Source organism: Halorarum sp. SLYT50, from assembly GCF_059821265.1.
Window position 1 is genome coordinate 2917536 of sequence record NZ_CM187555.1, and the last position, 22307, is coordinate 2939842.

The following is a 22307-nucleotide window of genomic DNA, read 5'->3' on the forward strand; positions in this document are numbered from 1 at the left end:
CTTTACACGACACCCGGGTGAGTCGCCGACAGTCGGGCGCGGTGACCGCGCCCGCGTACCTTCCTATGTCAGACACAGCAATCGGGTACACGCTCTCGAGCGAGGAGTTCGGTCCGACGGAGTTGGTGGACGTCGCGCGCCGCGCCGAGGAGGCGGGCTTCGAGTTCCTCTCGGCGGCCGACCACGTCCACCCGTGGCTCCGCGAGCAGGGGGAGTCCTCGTTCGTCTGGGGGACGCTCGGCGGCGTCGCGGAGGCCACCGACGACGTCGACTTGGGCGTCGGCGTCTCCGCGCCCGCCTTCCGAATGCACCCCGTCATCACCGCGCAGGCCGTCGCGACGGCCGCCGCGATGATTCCCGACAGACAGTTCTACTTCGGCGTCGGCACCGGCGAGAACCTCAACGAACACGTCTCGGGTCAGCGCTGGCCCGAGATGGAGGTCCGGATGGAGATGCTGAAGGAGTGCGTCGAGGTCATCCGGAAGCTCTGGACCGGCGAGAACGTCAGCCACCACGGGGACCACTACACCGTCGAGAACGCGAAACTGTTCACGCTCCCCGAGACGCTCCCCGAGATCTGCGTCTCGGCGTTCGGCGAGAAGGCCGCGGAGTACGGCGCCGACCACGCCGACGGCTTCTGGACCACGGGACCGCAGGGCGACTTACTGGACACCTACCACGAGGCCGGCGGCCCCGAGGACGGTCCCGCGATGACCCAGATAACCGTCTGTTACGCCGACAGCGAGGACGAAGCGGTGTCGACCGCCCACGAGAACTGGCGACAGTCGGAACTCCCGGGCGAACTCAACCAGGAACTCCCGACGCCGGTCCACTTCGAGCAGGCGAGCCAGATGGTCTCCGAGGACGACATCCGCCAGGGGAGCATGGTCACCTCCCGGGACCCGGACGACCACGTCGAGAGCCTGCAGGAGTGTCTCGACGAGGGGTTCGACCACGTGTACGTCCACCAGGTCGGCGACGAGCAGGAGAAGGCCATCGAGTTCTACGAGTCCGAAGTCCTCCCCTCCTTCCAGTAAGGGACCGGTCGTCGCCGGGACGCGTCGGTTTTTACCCCCCGTGTGCGAACGCCAGCGCATGCGAGCAGCCGTCCTCCGTGAGTACGGGGAGCCGCTGGACGTGACCGACGTGCCGGACCCCGACGTCGAACCGCACGGCGTCGTCGTCGACGTCGAGGCGTGCGGCGTCTGTCGGTCGGACTGGCACGCCTGGCAGGGCCACGGCGAGTGGGCGGACGACCGGGTGCCCACGGACTTCGTGCTGGGTCACGAACCCGCGGGCACGGTGGTCGACGTCGGGGACCGCGTGGAGTCGGTCCGCGAGGGCGACCGGGTTGCGGTCCCGTTCAACCTCGGGTGTGGGGCCTGCGGGGAGTGTCTCAACGGGCACGGGAACACCTGTCTCGACGGCCGCGCACTCGGGTTCGAGCGGGCCGCGCCGGGCGCGTTCGCGGAGCGTGTCCACGTCCCGCACGCCGACTACAACGCGATGCGGCTCCCGGACGGCGTCGCGGCCCGCGACGTGGCCGCGCTCGGCTGTCGGTTCATGACGGCGTTCCACGCGCTCGCCCACCGGGCGGACGTGTCGGCGGGCGAGTGGGTCGCGGTCCACGGCTGCGGCGGCGTCGGTCTCTCGGCGGTCCACGTGGCGGACGCTCTCGGCGCGCGGGTCGTCGCCGTCGACATCGCCGACGGTAAACTGGAGCGGGCGGCGGCCGCGGGCGCGGACGCCACGGTGAACGGCCGCGAGGAGGACCCGGTCGAAGCCGTCGAGAGCGCGACGGGCGGCGCGCACGCCTCGATGGACGCGCTCGGGCGCGCGGAGACGTGCCGCAACTCGGTGAACTGCCTGCGAGAGCGGGGGACGCACGTGCAGGTCGGACTGACGACGGACGCCGAGGAGGGCGAGGTGTCGCTCCCGACTGACGCCATGACGCGCTGGGAGGTGGACTTCCTCGGGTCGCGCGGGATGCCGCCGACGCGCTACGACGAACTCCTCGGACTGCTGGAGGCCGGCGACCTCTCGCCCGGGAGCCTCGTGGGTCGGGAGGTCGACCTCGACGCGGTGCCGGACCGGCTCGCCGCCATGACGGACTACGAGACGGACGGCGTCGAGGTTCTCACGTTCTGACGCCGGCGGTCACGCTCGAAGCGCGGTGACTCACAGCAGTTTCGAGAGGAACCGCCGGCCGCGGTCGGTCGTCGGTTCGTCGAAGAACTGCTCGGGCGGCGTGCGCTCGACGAGTTCGCCGTCGGCCATCAGTACGACCGAGTCGGCAACCTCGCGGGCGAACCCCATCTCGTGGGTGACGACCATCATGGTCATCCCCTCCTCGGCGAGCGTGCGCATCACCTCGAGTACCTCCCCGACGAGTTCCGGGTCGAGCGCGGAGGTCACCTCGTCGAACAGCATCACCTGCGGGTCCATCGCCAGCGCCCGCGCGATGGCGACCCGCTGTTGCTGGCCGCCCGAGAGCTGTCCGGGGTACGACGACGTCTGGTTCGCCAGCCCGACCCGTTCGAGCAGGTCGTGTGCGCGCTCGCGCGCCGCCGACCGCTCGACGCCCCGAACCTTGATCGGCGCGAGCGCGACGTTCTCCAGAGCGGTCTTGTGCGGGAAGAGGTTGAACGACTGGAACACCATCCCGATGCGCTGTCGGAGGCGGTTGATGTCGGCGTCCGGGTCGGTGAGCGGCGTGCCGTCCAGCCTGATTTCGCCGCTCTGTATCTCCTCGAGCCGGTTCGTACACCGCAGCAGCGTCGACTTGCCCGACCCCGAGGGGCCGATGACGACGCAGACCTCCTGTTCGTCGACCGCGAGGTCGATGTCCTTCAGCACGTGCGTCTCGCCGAAATACTTGTCCACGCCGTCGTACTCCAGCAGGGGACCCGACCGGCTCATCGCCGTCCCCCTGCCGGGTCGGCCCGCTCCTCGGCGTAGTTCACGACCATCCCGAGCGGCACCGTGATGAGGAGGTACAGCACCGCGACGACCACCAGCGGCGTCCACGGGTCGAACGTGGTGGAGTAGGTGTTCTGGAACGCGCTGATGAGTTCGGACACCGCGATGACCGTGAGCAGCGAGGTGTCCTTCACGAGGATGACGAGGTCGTTCCCGATGGCCGCGAGCGCGTTCCGCCACGCCTGCGGGAGGATGACCTCGCGCATCGACTGGACGTAGCTCATCCCCAGCGAGCGGGCCGCCTCCATCTGTCCACGTGGCACCGCCTCGATGCCGCCCCGGGTGGCCTCGCCGACGTACGCGGCGTGGTTCAGCGTCAGACCGATGAGCGCCGCGGGCACCTCCCAGTTCTCGATGGGGAACGACCCGGTGGCCCACAGCGCGGGGATGCCGTAGTAGATGGCGATGAGCTGAAACAACAGCGGCGTCCCGCGGAAGAACTCGACGTACCCCCGCGCGATGCTGCGCGTGAACGTCGTCTTGGACACCCGTCCCAGTCCGACGAACACGCCCGCGATGACCGACGTGATGCTCCCGACGACCACGATTCCCACGACGAGCGCGAACGCGTCGAGGAACGGCGACGGGGGCGTGACGATGTCGACGAGCAGCCCGTAGTCGACGAACAGCGCGAGGACCACTCCCAGAAACGCGAGCACGAGCAGCGTGAACGCGCCCGCCGCCGCCATGCTGACCAGCCGGAGCGTCTCGTCGGAGGCGAACTGCCCGCCGTCACGCTCCGTCCCGGTCTCGTCCGCGTGCGACCCGGCCATTGGCCCGCGGGTCACCCCGCGAAGTACTCGGAGTATATCTCGTCGTACGTGCCGCTCTCCTTGATGGTGGCGAGCGCGTCGTTCACGTCGCTCACCATGTCGTCGTCCTGCCGGAACGCGATGCCGTAGTCCTCGACGGAGAGCGTGAGGTACGGCGGGGCCTCGCGTCCCGCCTCGGCGGCCGCGCCCTCGCCCTCGACGAACCGGAGTTCGTCGTCGTTCTGGCTGACGTACTGGGCGTTGACCGTGTTGTCGTTGATGACGGCGGCGACCTGGTTGTTCAACAGCGCGTTGAACGCCGCGGCGATGTTGTCGTACCGCTTCAGCGTCATCTCGCCGCCGAGTTCCTCCTTCAGGCTCTCGGCCGCACCCTCCCCGGTCGTCCCCTTCTGGACGCCGACGTTCTTCCCGCGGAGGTCCTCCTCCGACTGGATGTCGGAACTCTCCAGTACCGCGATGGTCTGGTACGCCGTGAAGTACGGGTCAGAGAAGCTCACCTTCTGCGCGCGTTCGTCGGTGATGGTCATCGCGGACATGATGACCCGGAAGTTCCCGTTGTTCAGCGCCGTGATGATGCCGTCGAACGAGGTGTCGTTGAACTGGTACTCGTGGCCGAGTTCGTCCGCGAACACCGCCTGCGCGATGGCCGGGTCGAAGCCGACCACCTCGCCGTCCTCCATGTACTCGAACGGGGGGTACGGGATGTCGGACCCGATCTGGATGGTCTCGGAGCCGCCGCCGCCGAGACAGCCGGCCGCCGCGAGCGCGGCACCGGCCGCCCCCGCGGACCTGAGGTACGTACGTCTATCCATGACACTCCCCGTTGTCCCGGTGTGTACAAGGCATCTTCGATGGGCCGGTCACCCCCGGCGTACCCGGGCGCGCCGTCTGGTTCAGTCGTCCGTCGAGCCGTAGGCGGGCGACGCGCCCGGGCCGTCCTCGTGTCTGAGCGCCCAGCCGACGGCGGCGACGAGTGCGACCGCTCCGGCCACGGCGGCCGCGTTCACGAGGCGGACGGCCGGCGTGTAGTAGACCAGGTCGCGTCCGAGCAGCATGGCGACGAACAGCAGCACGGCGGCGAGACCGGTCGCGGTCCGCAACCGCTCGGCGTCGTCGACGCGCGCGAGCCAGCGGGTCGCGCCGAGCAGCGCGGCGAACGCCGCGAGCGAGACGCCGTAGAAGGTGGCCTGCGCCCACGGGGCGTACGCGAGCAGCGGCGGCAGCCGCGAGAACACCACGCCGGCGAGCAGACCGACGAGCGCGACGCCGACCGCCGCACGCGTCCGCGCCGGCGCGCTCCGGTCGTACGCGCCCTCGTAGGCCGTGAGCGTCGCGTACGCGAGCAGCGCGAAGATGCCGAAGCCGGTGACGAAGTGGGCGGCGTGAACCGGGGGTGAGTACCCGCCCGGGAGCCGACCGTTCAGCGTCACCGTTATCGCCCCGAAGATGGCCTGCAGCGGGGTGAGCACCAGCGCGCCCGTCGCCGACCACCGCGCGGTGCGGGACCGTCCCGCCCGCCACGCCCACGCCGCGACGCCGACGATGAGGAAGCCGGTCACCATCGCCCACAGCCGGTGGAACCACTCGATGAACGAGGGGACCGTCTGCGGGAGGACGCCGCCGTCGCACAGCGGCCACTGTTGTGCGCACGCCAGTCCGGACCCGGTCGCGGCCGTGTAGACCCCGAGCATCACGAGGGTGAGCGTCATGCCCGTCGTGAACGCCGCGTACCGGCGGAACGTGAGCCAATCGGGTCCGCGTGTCATCGGTGGAATTCGGGGGGCGGCGTACTTATGGCTGTCCAAGCGGGGAGACGACCGTCGGTCTGCTCTCGACGCGCCACGGCTGGTATCGGTCAGAAACGCTATCGGACGCTGGGTCGACCCGGCGGCCGTGTCCCTCCGGTACCGACTCGGACTGCTCGCACTGCCGTTCGGCTGGTTCCTGACCGACGTGTCGACGGGCGACGCCGCACCCACCGGGGTCGGGGTCGCAGTCCTCGAGTTCCTCGTCGGCGCTGTCGGCGTCCTCTCGCCCGAGTGGCGCCCTCGCGTCGTCCGCCCGCCGCTCCGGTCCCGGCTCCCGAGCGGTCGTCTCCCGGGTCTCAGATGAGGCCGTCGAGCTGCTCGTTCTCGAACAGTTTGTCGGCGTTCGACGCGCGCTCGGCCTGCCGGTCGGCCGCGTCCTGGGCCTCCGCGGCGCGCCGCATGAACGCTCGAACACGCTCGGAGCGCTCCACCCCCCCGAGGAGGACGAGGACGGCGAGACGGTCGGTGTCGAGCGGGAAGTCGCCGCCGCGGACCTGTACGCTCCCCGTCTCCTCCTCCAGCCAGCCTCGCGCTCGCTCGACGCCCTTCCGCGAGATGCGGTCCGGCCGGCCGGCGGCGACGAGCAACGCGGCGTCCGCGTCGGTCGCCTCCGGGAGGCTACAGCCGGTGAACACCGCGTTTCGTGCGGCGCTCGTCACGACGTTGACGTTCGCGTCCGGGTCGTCCGTGGCCTCGGCGCTGGCGTAGCCGAGGGCGGCGATACCGCCACTCCGGAGCGTGTTGCTCACCTCGCTCGCGTCCACGACGCTCTCGGCGACGCCGTCGGTCGACTCCCCGGCCGCGAGCAGCAGACCCACGCGGCGGGCGATGCGCGCGTTGATGGCGTCGAACCCCGATTCCAGGCTCTCGCCCGACGAGCGCCACGCGTCGTTGTCGACGAGCAGGGTCGAGTCCGCCTCGCGGGCCAGCGTCTTGAGCGAACGCCCGGCGTTCACCTGGTACATCGCGCCCTCGTTCTCGCCCGGTAGGACGCCGAGCGCGTAGACGGGCACGTCGTACACTCGCTTCAGTTCCTTCGCGAGCACCGGCGCGCCGCCGGACCCGGTGCCGCCGCCGAGACCGGCGACGACGATGACGGCCTCCGCCGCCGCGGTGACCCGGCCGTCGAGCGCCGCCATCACCTCCGACGCGTCCGACTGCATCACCTCGGCCCCGAGTTCGTTGTCACCCCCGACGCCGTGCCCGTTCACGCGCTCCCGCCCGACGAGGACGGTGTCGAGGCCCAGCGGCTGGAGGTCCGCCGTCGCGCTGTTCACTGCGAGTGCCCCGGTGACGGCACCGAATCCGTGTTCGCGGTCGAAGTCGACCAGCGCGGCGGTCACCTTCCCCCCGGCCTGGCCCACTCCGACGAGGGCCGTCCTCATACGCGACGGTTTGCGCCCCCTCCCCGCTTGAACGCTTCCCACCGTTTATCAATCATGAGGCGACCACCCGGCGCATGCCGGACGACCCGACGGAATCCGCCGAGACGACGACGCTCGAGGAACGACTCGCGGCCGTCGAGCGCGCGGTCACCGACGACGGTGCGGCGCCCGCCGACATCGCGGACGCCGCCGCGGCCGAGGACCGACTCGCGCGCGTCGAGGCGACGCTCGCCGACCTGGAGGAGCGCGTGACCGAACTGGAGGCGGCCACGCAGGCGCTCCGCGGGTACGTCGGCGGCGTCCGCGCCGTCAACCGCGACGTGGAGCGGCGCGCCGACCTCGCGCTCGCGCGGGTCGAGGAACTGACGCCCGACGACGCACCGCCCGACGCGCCGGACGCGCTCGACTCGCACACGCCCGACCCGGAGGCGCTCGGCGCGAGCGAGCCGAACACGGACGACACCGGCGCGAGTCCGGAGGGCGGAATCGCCGCGCGGCTCCGCGACGCGCTGTGATTCGCGCGGTCCTCGCCGCCGCGCTCGCGGTCGCGCTGTTCGGCGTGTCGCTCCCCGCCATCGCGGACGCCCGCGCGGACCGGACCGCGGCGGCGCTCGACCGAGACGTGGGCCGTCTCGACCGCGCTGCACGCGACCTCGCCGCGAGCGACGCCGCCGTCGCGCCCGGGGACAGGGGGGCGCGGCGAGTCCTCCGCCTCCGGCTCCCCTCGCGCTCGCTCACCGAGGCCGCGGTCCGCTTCGTCGCGCTCTGTCCGGGTGCCCGGCCGGGCGACCGCGGACGCGTCGTCTACGCGCTCGGCGACGGCGCTCCCGTCGTCCGCCGCCTCCGCGTCCCCCTCGACGGATCGGTCGGTCCGGTCGTCCTCCGCGACGCGGGCGACCACCGGGTCGTCCTCCGGCACGTCCGCGTCGGCGGGACGACCGCGGTCCGCGCGACCACTGGGGGAGCGTCGACGGCGACCGCCGGTCGGGCCGGAGGTTCAAGTGGGGTGACGGGGCCACCCGCCCCATGCGACTCCTCGACCGCTTCCGGGACGACGACCGGGCGTGCCGGTGCCGAGCCGAACGGCGGACCCCGGCGGGTGCCGCCGACGGGCGCGTGACGCTCCGGGTCGACGCCGACGACTGCCCCGGACGGGGTGACCTCGCCGCCGCCCCCGACTGCAGGGCGACCGTTGTCGACGCCCTCGCGGACCGCGACGCCGACGTGGTGCGGACCCGCGCGAACGGCCTCGAACGGACGTACGACGGTCGCACCGCCGCGTTGCTCCTCGCGGCGGGTCGGTTCGTCGAGCGCGCGGCGTTCCACGACGACGCGCTCGCGACGCGAGCGACGCGCGACCCGCTCGCGGCCGCCCGGGAGGCGACCGGCCGGGCCGGTCCCGTCGCGCGCATCGCGGCCGAGACGGGGCTTGCCGAGTGTGCCGACGGCCTCGGCCCGGACGGCGCGTACCGCGCGGCGGTCGCCCCCGCCGTCGCACACGGCCGCGCCGTCACGGACCCGCCGGAGGGGGCGACCCTGTGCGACGCGTACGAACTCGACACCGGTGCGCGCGTCCGCCTGTACGGGACCGACGGCCCGCGCGACCACTACCACCTCGTCCCGGCGGGCGCGGACCTGAGCGCGGACGAACTGGCGACGCTCGAAGCGGCTCGTCGCCGCCTCGCCGACGGGACCGTCGAGGGGGGCGAGCGCGCACCGGGACGCGCGGTCCGAGCGGTCGCCGGCGACGGCGACCCGGTCGAGCGTCTGAGCGCGATTCTGGCGAAGCACACGCGCGGGAACGGCCTGCTCGACGACCTGTTCGCGGACCCGCGGCTGACGGACGCGTACCTCACCGCACCGGTGGCGACGACGCCGCTCCGGGTGGTTCTCGACGGCGACCGGGCGACGACGAACGTGCGGTTCTCGCGCGCGGACGCGGAGACGCTCGCCTCGCGGGTCCGCGCGGCCAGCGGGCGGGCGTTCTCGCGCGCCAGTCCGACCGCGGACGCGACGCTCGACGGCGTCCGCGTCGCCGGCGTCACCGACCCGGCGAGCGAGGGTCCGGCGTTCGCGTTCCGCCGCGCGGACGACGACCCGTGGACGCTCGCGCGCCTCGTCGCCGCCGGGTCGCTCCCGCGCGCGCGGCCGCGCTCTGCTCGCTCGCGGTCGAGCGCGGCGCGGCCGGTCTCGTCGCCGGCCCGCGCGGCGCGGGCAAGACGACGACGCTGGGAGCGCTCCTGTGGGAACTCCCGGCGGCGACTCGGGCGGTCGTCGTGGAGGACACGCCAGAACTCCCGACGGGTGCGCTCCGCGACGCCGGTCGGGACGTCCAGGCGCTCCGGGTGGGAACCGACGCCGACGACGCGCTCTCGCCGACCGAGGCGGTCCGCGCCGCACTCCGGCTGGGAGAGGGGAGCCTGGTTCTCGGCGAGGTGCGCGGCGAGGAGGCGCGCGCGCTGTACGAGGCGATGCGCGTCGGCGCCGCGGCCGACGCGGTGCTCGGAACCATCCACGGAACCGGCGGCGAGTCGGTCCGCGAACGGGTCGTCTCCGACCTCGGTGTTCCCGCCTCGTCGTTCGCGGCGACCGACTTCGTCGTCACGCTCGGCCCCGACCGCCGCCTCGACGCCGTCGAGGAAGTGCAGGCGGACGCGAGAGATTCGGGCGACGACGGCACCCGGTTCGCGGCGCTGTTCGAGCGGGGGAAGGGGGCGACCAATGCGTCCACCGGCGACGCCGGCGCCGCGACGCCGACCGGTCTGGTCGACCGGGGTGAGAGCGCACTCCTCGCGGGCCTCGCCGGGCCGGGCGAGTCGTACGCCGACGTCCGTGCAGCACTCGTCGACAGGGCGGCGCGGTTCCGTGACCTCGCGGCCGACGGCCGGACCGGCACCGACGCGACGGACGCGTCTGCGGACCCGGTCGCCGACTCCGGACCGTCCGCCCGGACGAATCGCCGATGCTGAGACGGCTCGCCGCCAGTTACCCGGGGACGGTCGACGCCGACGAGGAGTTCGTCCGCGCGCTCCGGTTTCTCGACTGGCCGCACGACCCTGCGACGCTCCTGCGCGCCGGCTACGTCGTCGCCGCCCTCGCGGGCGTCGCCGCGGCCGTCTGCGCTGTGGCGGTCGGACGAGTGACGGCCGCGCCGCTCGCGGCGCTCGCCGTCGGTGCGGGCGTCGCACTCGCGGTCCGACGCGGACCGCTCGCGCTCGCGGTGCTCCGACGGACACGCGCGCTCGGCGCGGCGACCGGGCTGCTCGGCTCGGTCGTCCTCCGGATGCGCCTCGACCCCACCCCCGAGCGCGCCGCCCGGTTCGCGGCCCGCCGCGGCGACGGTCCGTTGGCTGACGCGCTCGACACCCGCGTCGCCGCGGCACGGGGAACGCCACGGTCCGGTCTCGGCGCGCTCGCCGACGCGTGGACGCCGTGGTTCCCGGCGCTCGACCGCGCCGTCGCACTCGTCCTGTCGGCGGCCGACGCCCCGTCAGCGCGCCGGGACCGGACGCTCGACCGGGCGCTCTCGACGCTCGACGCAGCCCTCCGCGACCGCGCCGCCTCGTTCGCGGGCGACGTCCGCGGGCCGCTCACCGGGCTGTACGCGTTCGGCGTCCTCCTCCCGCTCGCGCTCGTCGGCGCGTTGCCCGCGGCGGCCGCCGTCGGCGTTCCCGTCACGGCCGGGGCGTTCGTCCTCGTCTACGACGTGCTGCTCCCGGCAGTCGTCGCCGTCGCCGGCGCGCGTCTCCTCCTCTCGCGCCGGTCGCGTTCCCGCCGCCGCGGGTCACCCGCGCGCACCCCGACGTGCCGGACGTGCGTGCCCGTAGCGCCGTCGCGGGGGCCGGAGCTGCCGTCGGCGGCTGGCTCCTCGCCGCTGCTCTCGTCGCCGACTGGGCGGGGCCGGTCGCGGCGGTCGGCTGCGGGACCGGGACCGCGCTCGTCGTCCACGCCCGGCCGGTCGTCGCCGTCCGCGAGCGAGTGCGAGACGTCGAGGCGGAACTCCCGGACGCGCTCGCGCTGGTCGGTCGACGAGTCGCCGAGGGGGAGGCGGTCGAGACCGCGGTCGCCCGGGCCGGCGACGACCTCTCGGGGCCGGCCGGCGCGGCGTTCGAGGAGGCGACACGTCGTCGCCTCGCGCTCCGAATCGGCGTCAGGCGCGCGTTCCTCGGCGAGCACGGCCCGTTCGCCGACGCGACGAGTCCGCGGCTCGGCGGCGCGGCCGCGCTGCTCGCGGTCGCCGCCCGGGAGGGCCGGCCGGCGGGCGAGGCGCTCCTCGACCACGCCGAGCGGCTGGACGAGTTGCGCGAACACGAGCGCGCCGCCCGGCGCGAACTGGCGTCGGTGACCGAGACGCTGACGAACACGGCGGCGCTGTTCGGCCCGCTCGTCGGCGGCGCGACGGTCGCGCTCGCCGGCCGGCTCGCCGCCGCGACCGGCCGACAACCGACCGGTGTCACGAGTGGGACGGGCGCGCTCGGCGGCTCGGCACCGTCGCTCCCGCCGACCGTACTCGGCCCCGCGGTGGGCGCGTACGTCCTCCTCCTCGCGGTCCTGCTGACCGGACTCGCGACCGGTGTCGAGCGCGGGCTCGACCGGTGGCTCCTCGCGCGACGCGTCGGCCTCGCGCTCCTCGCGGCGACCGGGTCGTTCCTCGGGGGCGTGGTCGGCGCGGGTCTCCTCCTGTAGGCGGTCGCGAGCGCCCGAGGTTTAAGTCGGATACCGGGACCACCCACCCCGTGTTCGACGCACCCGCCGACGCGTGGTACGCGTGGCTCGGCGTCGCCGCGGCCGCCACCGCGACGCTCGGTACCGCCTTCGGACTCCCGACCGCCCCGCCGCCGAACGCGGCCGCGCCGGCAGACCTCGTCGACGGCGTCGCGGCCGCGGACCCGCCGGCGAGCGGAGAGTACCGCCTCGCGGTCGACGCGGTCCGCGTGACGCCCGACGGACTCGACCTCCGGACCGACGCGGGCGCCGCGCACGCCCGGTTCGCGTTCGGACCGGTCGTCCCGGCGACGCGCGGTCCGCTCGTCGCCGTCGCACGCGGTCGAACGCCCGAGGGCGCCTTCGGCTCCCCCGACGGGTTCGCCGCGTCGGTCGACGCGGCGCGCGAGGCGTCGCCGAGGTGGGTCGCCGCGGACCGACTCGTCGTCCGGCACGTGACGTGGGGGGGTGTCGATGTCACGCTCGTCGCCGCGGTGTGAACACGCGCGCGGCCGGCTTCGGCGGTCCGAACGCGGACAGACGGAGCCGACGGCCGCGCTCGCGGCCGTCTTCGCGGTCGTCCTCGGTCTCGGCGCGTACGCCGTCGTTCTCACGGACGCGGGTGCGGCCCTCGACGCCGACCGGTCGCTCGCCCGGCCGACGCTCGACCGGGTTCACGACCGTCTCGTGACGGGCGGAGTCGTCGTCCTCGACGAGTTCGCGGTCGCGACTCGCGCCGCCGGACCCGACGGCTACGCCGTGAACGCGACGCTCGAACTCGCCGACCACGAGTGGACGGTCGGCCCCGCCCCGCCGCCGAGCGCCGACCGCGCGGCCCGCCCGGTGGCAGTCCGGCGCGCGCCCGGCCGCGTTCGCCCGGGCGAGCTCCGGGTGGTGGTGTGGGCGTGACCAGTACCGTCCTCGACGCCGGGTTGTGTCTCCTCCTCGTGAGCGCGGCGACGGTGACCGTCGTGGGCGTCCCCTCGTCGTCGCCCGACCCGGCCGTCGACCGGGCCGACGCGGTCGCGTCGGCGCTCTCGGCGACCACCGCGAACGTGTCGTACTCGCTCGCGCCCGGCGCGGAGGCCGCGGGACTCGACCGGACGGCCGGTCCGGAGTTCGAACGCGTCGCCCACGGTACGCACGCGGAACTGCTCGCCCGCGCGGCGTTCCGGAACCTCACCGTCGACGGCGAGCCGCTGGTTCGGACCGACGCCGGCTTTCGCCGCGCGGTCCGGACCGCCGTCGCCCGGGCGCTCCCGCCTCGGACGCAAGTTCTCGCCCGCTGGCGGCCGTACCCCGGCGCGCACGTGAACGGTCGGGCCGCCGTCGGTCCGGCACCGCCGACGGACGCGACGGTCCACGCCGCCCGGGTGACCGTCCCCCTCCACGCGTTCCCGCCGGAGGGAGCGTCCGACACCGGCCCGAGTGGATTCGCCGCTGTCTCCGAGAGCGTAGCGGGTCGACTCGTCGCCGGCCTGTTCCCGCCGTCGAAACTCCGGTTCGCGCTCCGCGACGACACGCCGCTCCCGGGCCTCGTCCGCCACCGCTACCGGCGCGCGGACGCGGCGTACGGGACGACCGCGAGCGAGACGCTCGACGCGGCCGGACCGCGTGCTGCGAACGCGCGACTCCGCCCAGCCGTCGCTGGGCGCGTCGAGAGCGACCTCCGCGAGCGGTTCGACGACCCCGGGACCGCCGCGTCGGCCGTCCGGACCGACCGGGTCGTCGTCGTCGTCAGGATGTGGTCCGCGTGAGTCTCGCGAGCGACGACCGCGGGCGCGTCCCGTTCGCGCTCGTGGGCGTCGTCCTCCTCCTCGGGAGCGTCACCTACGCGCACACGCTCGCGCTCCGCGGCCCGGTGGCCGAGACGCACGCCGTCGACACCGCGCTCGACCGGGCGGAGGCGTCCGCGCGTCCGGCGGTCAGAACCGCCGCGGCCGCGGCGGCCCGCGAGGCGGCGCGCCACCCGGTCACCGCACCGGCGAACACGTCCGCCGGCGGGGCCCTGAACGAGTCGACCCCGTTCCGCGACGCGCTCCGCGTCCGGACGTACCTCGCCGTCGAGGACGCACTCGGCGACGCCGCCGTCCGCGAGGGCGGCGTCCGCGCCGCCGCGTCGCTCCCGGCCGTCGAGTCGGTCGCCGACCTCCCGGCGGCGAAGCGCCGGGTCTCGCTCGCGGCCGTCGACGGCGGCACCGCGTTCCGGGTGACCCTCCGGAACGTCTCGCTGGTGGCCCGTGCCGACGAACGAGGTGATTCGGGTCGCACTGGCGGCCCGACCGACCCCGACGGGAACGGTCGAGTCCTCGCGCGCGAGCGGACGACTCTCTCCGTCGTCGTCGCGCTCCCGGTGCTGGCGATGCACGACCGGACGGCCCGCTACGAGCGGCGGCTGAACGCCGGCCCGCTCCAGGGGTCCGGACTCGGCCGGCGGCTGACGTGGCGGCTCGGACTCGTGGCCGAGGCGCGCGGGCTGGCGCAGTACGGCGGTGCGCCCGTCGAGAACGTGATATCTAACCGTCACGTCGAGCTGTCGACCAACGGTGCGGCGCTGCGCGAACAGCGGGCGGCGTTCGACCGCGCGGACCCCGACGGCCGTGCGGCGCTCGTCCGAGCGGCCGGGCGCGTCGGCGCGACGGACCTGCTCGTCCCGGCGGCGCGGGGCGGTCCGCAGTGGACCGACACGGTTCTCTCGGCCGCAGAACCGCAGACAGAGCGGGCGGCGCATCCGACACCGGGGAGACGCTCGCGCCCGCCGCCTCGCCGGCCGGCGTGGACACGCTCGCCGTCGGCGTGAACGCCACCGCGGACCGCGCGTTCGCGGCGTTCCTCGACGAGGAGTTTCGGGCGGCGCTCCGCGGCGCGTACCGGGCCGAGGCGACCCGACGCGTCCGCGTCCGGAGCGTCGAGGACGGACGTCGCCCCTCGCGGACGCCGCCGTCCGAGAACTGGACGCTCGCAGCCGTCGACACGCGGACCGACCGGACGGTCGTCTCGCGGACGCGCGAGTCGGCGTCCGCCTCCGAATCGCGGCAGTTCGCGTCCTATTGGCGAACGATTCGCGTCGACCACGCGGCGACGCGGACGTGGACGAACGGGGCGCGGACCCGACGGGAGACGGTCGAGTGGAGCGACCGGTACGTCGTCCGCATCACGCTCCGGGGCGCGTACGACCCCGAACTCCCCGGCCCCGACCGTGCGACCGACCCGGTCTTCTCCCCGGGCGGTGCGCTCGACGGACCGGCGCTGTCGGGCGTGCCGAGCGAGGCGCGGTCACGGCTCCTCGGCGGTCCCGACCACGCCGACGCGCTCGCCCGGCGAGCGGTCGGTGAGGGTGCGAGTGAGTCCGCAGAGACGACGGCGATTCGCGTCGACCCGCCCGCCCGCCTCGCCGACTGGGCGTACGCCGACGCGGCCCGCCTCCGCCAGCGGGTGCGCAACGTCACCGTCGCGATTCCGCGCGACGCCGTCGCTACCGGCGAGGCGAACGCGCCCGCCCGGCTGGCGGCGGCCCTGCGCGACCGACGGGCGGACCTCGTCGACGCGCCGGCGCCCGGCGGCGCGTACGACGGTCCGGCAGACCGGGCGCGCGTCGCGGCCCGCGCGGCCTACCTCGACCGGGTGCTCTCGGCGCTCGACGCCCGGGCGCGGACCGCCGGCGACCGCAACGACGCGTTCCTCGAGACCATCGAGGAGAACGGGGTGGCGTTCGCCGACCGCCTCGGCGACCTGAGTCACGCGGCGGCGAACACGACCGCGCCGACCCCGCGACCCGTCGGGGAGGGACCGGCCGGGTCGGTCGTCCTGACGCCGGACGCGGAACCCGGCTACCTCACGCTGTCGGCGGTGCGCCACCGCCACGCGCCGGCCGTCCCGTCGAGCGAGTCCGTCCACCCCCTCGCGGCGCGGAACACGAACGTGTTCACGCTCCCGCACGGCGACGCCGCCGACACCGTGACGGACGCGGTGCTCCCGTCGCGGCGGACGGCCTCGCTCCGGACCGCCGGCCGCGCGCTGGTCGCCGCGAACCGGACGCTCGACCGGCGGTCGAACGCGACCCTGCGCGCGCGCCGCGCGGCGCTCCGGAGCGAAGTCGCGGCGTCGATGCGGTGGGTCCGCTCGCGCGCGCTCGCGGTCCTCCGCGTCCGCGCCCCGTCGCTCTCGCCCCGCGAGCGCCGGTCGGCCGTGCGGGCCACCGAGGCGCGCTGGCCCGGCGTCGGCGCTCGGACGGTCGCGGCGACCAACGGGTCGTACGCGGCCGAACTCGCGCGGACGGCCGCGAGGCGCGGCGACCTCTCGCCGACCGCCGCCGACCGCCTCGGCGTCGGACTCCGGGTCGCGCTGGCGGACGGGACGGACGGCGAGCGAGTCGCGGTCCCCCACGACGTGACGAACGCGACGGTGAGCGCCGAGCGTGCGGCGGCGCGCGCCGCCCTCCGCGCCGCCGTGGCGAACGAGACGGGCGCGGCGGAGCGGACGGTCCGCGAGCGCTACGCGGACCACGCGTTCGGCGGCGTGCTCGCGGGTCTCCCGGTCGCGCCCGCGCCCGGCTACTGGTACGCGACGACGAACGTCTGGAGCGTCGAGGTGCGCGGCGTCTACCAGCGGTTCTCGGTGACCGCGCCCGTCGGCGGTCCCACGGCCGCGGGCGACCGCCTGCGGTACGTCCGCGACGGGTCGGCGGTCGCTCTCGACGTGGACGGCGACGGCGACGCCGAACGACTCGGTCGAGACGAGCGCGTCTCGTTCCGCGTCGAGACGGCGATTCCGGTCGTCGTTCCGGCGGGCAAGAGCGGCGTCGGCGACGTGGACGGGAACGCGGACGAGCGCTCCGCGGGGTGGCCGTGCCCCGGCGACGCGAACCGGACCTGCGAGGGCTGAGGCGTCGGACCGGTCGACCGGACAGCGGAGTGGCAACCGTTTTGACGGCGCGGCGGGGAGAGGGGCACATGTTGTACGACGCCGCCGCGGACGTCGACGAGGTCACGCCGGACGCGCTTCTCGCGGCGTACGCCGCCGAACTCGCCGCGGTCGTCGACCGCCGCGGCGTCGACACCGTCGTCGGGGAGACGGGAGTGGACCGCCCGACCGTCGAAGCCATCGCCGCCGGCGAGGTGGCGGACGTCCGCCTCGTCGACGCGAGCGCCGTCCTCGCGCTCCGGGAGGACGTCCCCCCGGCCGACATCGCGGCCGAGGTCCGCGACCACCTCATGATGGGGATGACGACGGCCATCCTCGACGTGGACACCATCGCCGCGGAGATCGACTCCGACCTCACGGGACAGGAGGTCCAGCAGGCCATCGAGGGGCGGACGCGGCTCACGCTCGGCGAACTGGCGGCCATCCAGGCGCTCGTCGAGGAGCGCTCGCAGCGCTGATGCGCGTCGTCGTCGTCGGCTGCGGCTACGTCGGCCTCGAACTCGCTCGCCGGCTTCGTGGCGCCGGCCACGAGGTGACCGGCGTCCGCCGGTCGGACGGGGGACTGGACGCCGTTCGCGACGCGGGCGCGCGGGCGGTCCGGGCGGACGCGACCGACGCCGACTCGCTCGACGCGCTCCCCGACGCGGACGCCGTCGTCTTCGCCGCGAGCACCGGGGGCGCGGCGCCGACGCGGCCCGCAGGGTGTACGTCGAGGGGGTGCGGAACGTCGTCGCGGCGTACGGCGACCGAGCGGACCCACCGGAGCGACTCGTCTACGCGTCGAGCACCGGCGTGTACGGCGACCACGGCGGCGACTGGGTCGACGAGACGACCCCGCTCGACCCGACGACGGAGAAGACGGCGGTGCTGGTCGAGGCCGAACGGGTCGCGCGCGAGGCGGCGGCCGACCGCGGCATCGACGGCACCGTCGCCCGGTTCGCCGGGCTGTACGGCCCCGACCGCTACCGTCTCGACCGGTACCTGGACGGTCCGGTAACCGAAGGCTACCTCAATATGGTCCACCGAGACGACGCGGCGGGCGCGGTCGCGTTCCTGCTGGAGCGCGACCGGGCGCGCGACGAGGTGGTCCTCGTGGTCGACGACGACCCGGTCGACAGGTGGGCGTTCGCCGACTGGCTGGCGGCCGAGTGCGGCGTCGACCCCCCGGAGAAGCGAACGGCGGAAGAGCGAATCGCCGCGGGCGACCTCTCGGCGGCGGCGGCGCGGCGCGTCCGGACGAGCAAGCGCTGTTCGAACGCGAAACTGCGGCGGCTCGGGTACGAGTTCCGCTACCCGACGTATCGCGAAGGCTACCGCGACGCAGTCGTCGCCTATCGCCGTGACCGTCGCGACGGGTCGTGACTGCGGCAGTGAACCGTGTGGTACCTTCTTATCCCCGGACGTGTACACGCCGGGTATGCTTCAGACCGCCGGCGTCCGCTTCATCCAGCAGGTGGATGACGCGATAGCGCTCGACCCGCGCCTCGCCGTCGGCGTCGCGGGGGGAGTGCTCGCGCTCGTCGCCGCGCTGTTCCTGATCCGTCGCCTCAGACGGACGCGCGGCGAGCGCCTCGCCGCGGTCCTCGCGGACCACGACGCGGTCGCCGTCCTCCTCCACCCGAACCCCGACGCCGACGCGATGGCGGCCGCCATCGGCGTCGCCGACATCGCCGAAGAGGTCGACACCGGTACCACCCTCCAGTTCTCCGGGCAGGTTCGCAGACAGGAGAACCGCGCGTTCCGGACCGTCCTCGACGTCGACATCGACCCCATCGAACACGTCTCCGACCTGGCGGCCGAGGCGGTGGTGCTCGTCGACCACAACGAACCGCGGGGGTTCGCGGGCGCCGACGGCGTCCTCCCCGTGGCGGTCGTCGACCACCACCCCGGCGGCGGCAACGGCGAGCGGTTCACCGACGTGCGTACCGAGTACGGCGCGTGCGCGAGCGTCATCGCGGAGTACTTCCGCGAACTCGGCGCGACGCCGGTCCCGCCGGACCGCCACGACAGCGAGGTGCGCGGACGCGCGCTCCCGACCCGGGTGGCGACGGGGCTGCTGTACGGCATCCTCTCGGACACGAACCGCCTGACGCGCGGCGCCTCGGCCGCCGACTTCGTCGCGGCCGCCTACCTCCACGAGGGGGTCGACGAGGACCTGTTGACCCGCATCGCCGAACCCGAGGTGAGCACGGAGACGCTGGAGGTGAAAGCGCGCGCCATCGCCGGCCGCGAGATACGCGGCTCCTTCTGCGTCAGCGACGTGGGCGACGTCTCCAGCGCGGACTCCATCCCGCAGGCGGCCGACGAACTCGTCGGTCTCGAGGGAGTGACGGCGGTTGTCGTCGCCGGCGAGAAGGACGGCACCGTCTACCTCTCGGGCCGCTCGCGCGACGACCGGGTCCACATGGGACGGACGCTGGAGGCCGCCGTCGGCGACGTCCCGAACGCGAGCGCCGGCGGCCACGCCCGCATGGGCGGCGGCCAACTCCCGCCGGTCGTCCAGACCGACGGCACGCGCGAGGTGACCGCCCCCCACGGCGACGACCTGGTCGACCGCCTGTTCGACGCGATGACCGGCGAGGTGTAGCATCGCAGTAGTCCGCGTCGCCGAGGCGGGACGCGGGCGTCACCGCGCGATACGGACGGGGCGAACGGGTCGGACGGGACCGCGAGCGCTTTCCGCCCCCGCCCGCTACGCCCGGGCATGGCGACCGCTTCGGGGACGTGGGGGTACCGCGACCGCTTCGGCGACGCGTTCGGCCGGACGTACTTCAGGCGGTTCGGGCCGGGCGTCGTCTCCAGCGTCGGCCTCGGGACGTACCTCGGCGACCCGACCGACGCGGTCGACGAGCGCTACCGCGAGTCGATAGCGACCGCGCTCGATACCGGCGTCAACCTCGTCGACACGGCGGTGAACTACCGGTACGGGCGGAGCGAGCGCGCCGTCGGGGCGGCGCTGCGCGACGCGGACGCCGCCCGCGAGGCCGTCGTCGTCGCGACCAAGGGTGGGTTCATCCCGTTCGACGGCGAGCGCCCCGACGACCCGGCTCGGTACGTCCGCGAGGCGTTCCTCGACCCGGGGCTGGCCGACCGGGCGGACCTCGCGCGCGGGAGTCACTGCATCGCACCGGGGTTCCTCGACGCGATGCTCGACCGCTCGCTGGAGTCGCTCGGACTCGATTCGGTCGACTGCTACTACGTCCACAACCCCGAGACGCAGTTGGCCGCCCGCGACCGCGGGGCGGTGTACGACCAGCTTGAGGCGGCGTTCGAGCGACTGGAGGAGCGCCGCGCCGCCGGCGACGTCGGCGTCTACGGCGTGGCGACGTGGGAGGCGTTCCGCGTCCCCCCGGACGACGACGCCCACCTCGACCTGGCCGAGGTGCTGGCGCGCGCGGAGGCGGCGGCCGACGCCGCCGGCGTCGAGGAGCACGGCTTCGGGGCGATTCAGCTCCCGTTCAACGTGGCGATGGCAGACGCGTTCACCGTCGCCGCGCACACCCACGGCGACGAGCGGGTGAGCGCGCTGGAGTTCGCCCACCGCGAGGGGCTCTCCGTCTTCGCGAGCGCGAGCCTCGGGCAGGGGGAGCTCACCACCTCGCTCCCGGCGGGCGTCGCGGCGGAACTGGCGGGCGACACGACGGCGCAGCGCGCGCTCAACTTCGCCCGCTCGGCGCCGGCGGTGACCGCGGCGCTCGTCGGGACGAGCCGGGTGGAACACGTGCGCGAGAACGTCGCGGCCGGCACGTTCGACCCGCTCGGGGCGAACGCGTTCGACGCGGTGTTCGAGTAAGTCAGCGAAGCACGAGGGCGTTCGGAGAGGACGGGGACCGAGAGGCTCCGGTCCCGAGCGAGTCGAGGACCGGCGGTCGACGCGCACGCGGCCGGCGCGCCCGGCGGGGCCGTCGAGGGACCCCGCAGGGTTAGAGTTCCTTCCACTCGGCGCCGCACTCGGGACACGACCGCACGGAGTACACCTCGTCCGGTGGGTTCTGCGTCTTCAGGCTCATCTCGCAGTCGGCACACAGCAGTCGCTCGTAGTTGTCCTTCTCGAGTTCGCCCTCGCGCAGCCCCTTTCGCGTCGATTTCACGGCGACACGTACCGCGGCCGACGGCAAAAAATCGACGACCCCGCGCGCCGGCGAGTCGGAAGCTTCAGGCGCGTGCCGGTGAACTCCCGCCCGTGTCACGCGCCCGGCTGTTCGGGACGCTCTGCGGGGCCGTCTTCCTCGTGAACATGGCGCGCGTCGTGTTCGCGCCGCTGCTCTCGGAGTTCATCGCGGTGTTCGGCATGACCGCGGGGACCGCGGGCCTGCTCGCTACGGCCGTCTGGATGGGGAGCGCGCTGTTGCGCGTGCCGACGGGGTGGCTCCTCACGCGGGTCCCGCGCCACCACGTCGTGCTCGCCACCGGCGTCCTCCTCACGGCCGCGTCGGCGTTCGTCGCGGTCGCCGACTCCGTGCCGGTGCTCATGGTGGGTGCGGTCGGAATGGGGCTCGCCTCCGGGAGCTACTTCGTCGCCGCGAACCCGCTCGTCTCGGAACTGTTCCCCGACCGGGTCGGGCGGGCGATGGGGATTCACGGTACCGCGGCCCAACTCGCGGCCGCCGCGGCCGCCCCGTTCGTCACCGTGGCGCTGGGGCTCCGGGTGGGCGGGTTCTCCGAGTGGCGGGTCGTCTTCGTCGCCATCGCCGCGGGCACCGCCGTCGTCACCGGCCTCGTGTTCCTCGCCGCGCGGTCGACCGACCTCCCCGCGGCGGGCGCGGCCGACCGCGACCTGCTGGGAGCCGCGCGCAGCGAGTGGCGGACGGTCGTCACCGGCGTCGTCCTCCTCGGGTTCACCGGGTTCGTCTGGCAGGGCGTGTTCAACTTCTACGAGCTGTACATGGTCGCGAAGGGGCTGCCCGAGTCGGTCGCGCCGAACCTCCTCACGGTCATCTTCGTCGCCGGCGTCCCCGCGTTCTTCGTCTCGGGTCGCCTCGCCGACCGCTTCCGGCACGTGCCGTACATGCTCGCCATCCTCGCCGCCTTCATCGGCTGTCTGGTCGCGCTCGTGAGCGTCTCGGGGCTGTTGGCGCTGTTCGTCGTCTCGGCGACGCTGGGGTACGTCATCCACTCGCTGTTCCCCGCGATGGACACCTACCTGCTCGACACGCTCCCCGACGAGTCGCGCGGGTCGGCGTACGCCGCCTACAGCGGGACCATGATGGTCGTGCAGGCGACGGGGTCGTCGGTCGTCGGCGCGCTCCGGGACGCCGGCTACGCGTTCGACGACGTGTTCGGCGTCTCGGCCGCCGGTCTCGTGGTGCTGCTCGTCGGCTTCGCGGTCGCTCAGCGGGCCGGCGTGCTCCCCGAGTGACCGCGACCAGTGTGATTTTGCTCGCTCGCGGTCATGGGCGCCCGTGAACCGACGGACGTTCGCCGTCGGCCTGGCCGGCGCGTCGCGCGCGGCCGCCGGCGGGATGCTCGCGACGGCGCTCGCCGTCTACGTCGGCCGGGACGGCTCGGCGTTCCTCGTCGGCATGCTGTCGACCGCGCTGTTCGCCGCGACGACGGTGTGTACCCCGCTGTGGGGCGCACTCGGCGACTCACTCGGTCGGTACCGCCGCCTGCTCGCGTTCATCAGCGTCGCCGCCGTCGTCCTCCCGCTCGGGTTCTCGTTCACCCGCGACCCGTGGGAAGTGGTCGGCCTGCGCGGGGTGTACGCGGCGTTCGCCGTCGGCTTCGCGCCGCTG

Annotated in this window: 22 protein-coding genes and 2 pseudogenes; 17 read left to right on the forward strand and 7 right to left on the reverse strand. The window is 74.3% G+C overall.

From position 1 onward, the window contains the following. Positions 1-65: 65 nt before the first annotated feature. Both AC6RUA_RS15260 and AC6RUA_RS15265 read left to right on the forward strand, forming a co-directional pair. Complete coding sequence (locus tag AC6RUA_RS15260) at positions 66-1037, forward strand: TIGR03557 family F420-dependent LLM class oxidoreductase (RefSeq protein ID WP_499813848.1); 972 nt, start codon at positions 66-68, stop codon at positions 1035-1037. Positions 1038-1095: 58 nt separating this feature from the next. Next, positions 1096-2148: a zinc-dependent alcohol dehydrogenase family protein gene (locus tag AC6RUA_RS15265; RefSeq protein ID WP_499813849.1), complete on the forward strand. Its 1053-nt coding sequence runs from the start codon at positions 1096-1098 to the stop codon at positions 2146-2148. A 30-nt stretch (positions 2149-2178) separates the two neighbouring features. On the opposite strand, the gene AC6RUA_RS15270 is transcribed toward AC6RUA_RS15265, so the two are convergent. The 4 genes from AC6RUA_RS15270 to AC6RUA_RS15285 form a co-directional block, all read right to left on the reverse strand. Beyond that, positions 2179-2919 (reverse strand): amino acid ABC transporter ATP-binding protein, encoded by a 741-nt coding sequence (locus tag AC6RUA_RS15270; protein WP_499813850.1) that lies wholly within the window; start codon positions 2917-2919, stop codon positions 2179-2181. Continuing rightward, a complete protein-coding gene (locus AC6RUA_RS15275) occupies positions 2916-3752 on the reverse strand; it encodes an amino acid ABC transporter permease (protein ID WP_499813851.1) in 837 nt (278 codons plus the stop codon). Before AC6RUA_RS15275 ends, AC6RUA_RS15270 begins: the two co-directional genes overlap by 4 nt. Positions 3753-3763: 11 nt before the next feature. Beyond that, positions 3764-4564, reverse strand: coding sequence for a basic amino acid ABC transporter substrate-binding protein (locus tag AC6RUA_RS15280; protein ID WP_499813852.1), 801 nt, complete (start codon positions 4562-4564; stop codon positions 3764-3766). An 81-nt stretch (positions 4565-4645) separates the two neighbouring features. After that, a complete protein-coding gene (locus AC6RUA_RS15285; RefSeq protein ID WP_499813853.1) occupies positions 4646-5518 on the reverse strand; it encodes a COX15/CtaA family protein in 873 nt (290 codons plus the stop codon). A gap of 127 nt (positions 5519-5645) precedes the next feature. Between AC6RUA_RS15285 and AC6RUA_RS15290 the strand changes: the two genes are divergently transcribed. After that, a complete protein-coding gene (locus AC6RUA_RS15290) occupies positions 5646-5864 on the forward strand; it encodes a hypothetical protein (protein WP_499813854.1) in 219 nt (72 codons plus the stop codon). Here the strand turns inward: AC6RUA_RS15290 and AC6RUA_RS15295 are convergent. Further along, a complete protein-coding gene (locus AC6RUA_RS15295) occupies positions 5857-6945 on the reverse strand; it encodes a tubulin/FtsZ family protein (RefSeq protein WP_499813855.1) in 1089 nt (362 codons plus the stop codon). The genes AC6RUA_RS15290 and AC6RUA_RS15295 overlap by 8 nt on opposite strands. Before the next feature lie 74 nt (positions 6946-7019). Here AC6RUA_RS15295 and AC6RUA_RS15300 point away from each other — a divergent pair, with 74 nt between their 5' ends. From AC6RUA_RS15300 to AC6RUA_RS15310, 3 genes and pseudogenes are all read left to right on the forward strand, one after another. Next, complete coding sequence (locus AC6RUA_RS15300) at positions 7020-7460, forward strand: DUF7310 family coiled-coil domain-containing protein (protein WP_499813856.1); 441 nt, start codon at positions 7020-7022, stop codon at positions 7458-7460. After that, positions 7457-8065: a DUF7311 family protein gene (locus AC6RUA_RS15305; protein WP_499813857.1), complete on the forward strand. Its 609-nt coding sequence runs from the start codon at positions 7457-7459 to the stop codon at positions 8063-8065. The genes AC6RUA_RS15300 and AC6RUA_RS15305 overlap by 4 nt, the downstream gene beginning before the upstream one ends. Beyond that, positions 7972-9914 (forward strand): annotated as a pseudogene (locus tag AC6RUA_RS15310) (ATPase, T2SS/T4P/T4SS family). Before AC6RUA_RS15305 ends, AC6RUA_RS15310 begins: the two are co-directional and overlap by 94 nt. Before the next feature lie 109 nt (positions 9915-10023). Here the strand turns inward: AC6RUA_RS15310 and AC6RUA_RS15315 are convergent. Beyond that, positions 10024-10623 carry a hypothetical protein gene (locus tag AC6RUA_RS15315; RefSeq protein ID WP_499813858.1) on the reverse strand — a complete coding sequence of 200 codons (600 nt, stop codon included), beginning with the start codon at positions 10621-10623 and terminating at the stop codon, positions 10024-10026. Between the two features lie 135 nt (positions 10624-10758). Between AC6RUA_RS15315 and AC6RUA_RS15320 the strand changes: the two genes are divergently transcribed. The 10 genes and pseudogenes from AC6RUA_RS15320 (at position 10759) to AC6RUA_RS15365 (ending at position 20365) form a co-directional block, all read left to right on the forward strand. Beyond that, positions 10759-11631 (forward strand): hypothetical protein, encoded by an 873-nt coding sequence (locus AC6RUA_RS15320; protein ID WP_499813859.1) that lies wholly within the window; start codon positions 10759-10761, stop codon positions 11629-11631. A gap of 50 nt (positions 11632-11681) precedes the next feature. Next, complete coding sequence (locus tag AC6RUA_RS15325) at positions 11682-12149, forward strand: DUF7283 family protein (RefSeq protein ID WP_499813860.1); 468 nt, start codon at positions 11682-11684, stop codon at positions 12147-12149. Then, positions 12124-12558 carry a DUF7285 family protein gene (locus AC6RUA_RS15330; protein WP_499813861.1) on the forward strand — a complete coding sequence of 145 codons (435 nt, stop codon included), beginning with the start codon at positions 12124-12126 and terminating at the stop codon, positions 12556-12558. The genes AC6RUA_RS15325 and AC6RUA_RS15330 overlap by 26 nt, the downstream gene beginning before the upstream one ends. After that, complete coding sequence (locus AC6RUA_RS15335; protein ID WP_499813862.1) at positions 12555-13406, forward strand: DUF7284 family protein; 852 nt, start codon at positions 12555-12557, stop codon at positions 13404-13406. The genes AC6RUA_RS15330 and AC6RUA_RS15335 overlap by 4 nt, the downstream gene beginning before the upstream one ends. Next, the gene (locus AC6RUA_RS15340; protein ID WP_499813863.1) at positions 13394-14449 is read left to right on the forward strand and encodes a DUF7286 family protein; all 1056 of its coding nucleotides are present in this window, start codon (positions 13394-13396) and stop codon (positions 14447-14449) included. Before AC6RUA_RS15335 ends, AC6RUA_RS15340 begins: the two co-directional genes overlap by 13 nt. Further along, the gene (locus AC6RUA_RS15345; RefSeq protein WP_499813864.1) at positions 14425-16533 is read left to right on the forward strand and encodes a DUF7286 family protein; all 2109 of its coding nucleotides are present in this window, start codon (positions 14425-14427) and stop codon (positions 16531-16533) included. The genes AC6RUA_RS15340 and AC6RUA_RS15345 overlap by 25 nt, the downstream gene beginning before the upstream one ends. A gap of 68 nt (positions 16534-16601) precedes the next feature. Next, positions 16602-17030, forward strand: a complete 429-nt coding sequence (locus AC6RUA_RS15350) for a DUF5791 family protein (RefSeq protein WP_499813865.1) — start codon at positions 16602-16604, stop codon at positions 17028-17030. Beyond that, positions 17030-17934, forward strand: a pseudogene (locus AC6RUA_RS15355) (NAD-dependent epimerase/dehydratase family protein). Before AC6RUA_RS15350 ends, AC6RUA_RS15355 begins: the two are co-directional and overlap by 1 nt. 55 nt (positions 17935-17989) lie before the next feature. Then, entirely contained in the window at positions 17990-19159 is a 1170-nt protein-coding gene (locus AC6RUA_RS15360; RefSeq protein ID WP_499813866.1) for a DHH family phosphoesterase, read from the forward strand. 117 nt (positions 19160-19276) lie between these two features. Further along, positions 19277-20365 (forward strand): aldo/keto reductase, encoded by a 1089-nt coding sequence (locus tag AC6RUA_RS15365; protein WP_499813867.1) that lies wholly within the window; start codon positions 19277-19279, stop codon positions 20363-20365. A 130-nt stretch (positions 20366-20495) separates the two neighbouring features. On the opposite strand, the gene AC6RUA_RS15370 is transcribed toward AC6RUA_RS15365, so the two are convergent. Then, complete coding sequence (locus AC6RUA_RS15370) at positions 20496-20663, reverse strand: HVO_0758 family zinc finger protein (RefSeq protein ID WP_499813868.1); 168 nt, start codon at positions 20661-20663, stop codon at positions 20496-20498. A gap of 146 nt (positions 20664-20809) precedes the next feature. Between AC6RUA_RS15370 and AC6RUA_RS15375 the strand changes: the two genes are divergently transcribed. Further along, a complete protein-coding gene (locus AC6RUA_RS15375) occupies positions 20810-21931 on the forward strand; it encodes an MFS transporter (RefSeq protein ID WP_499815458.1) in 1122 nt (373 codons plus the stop codon). The last annotated feature ends 376 nt before the right edge of the window (positions 21932-22307 follow it).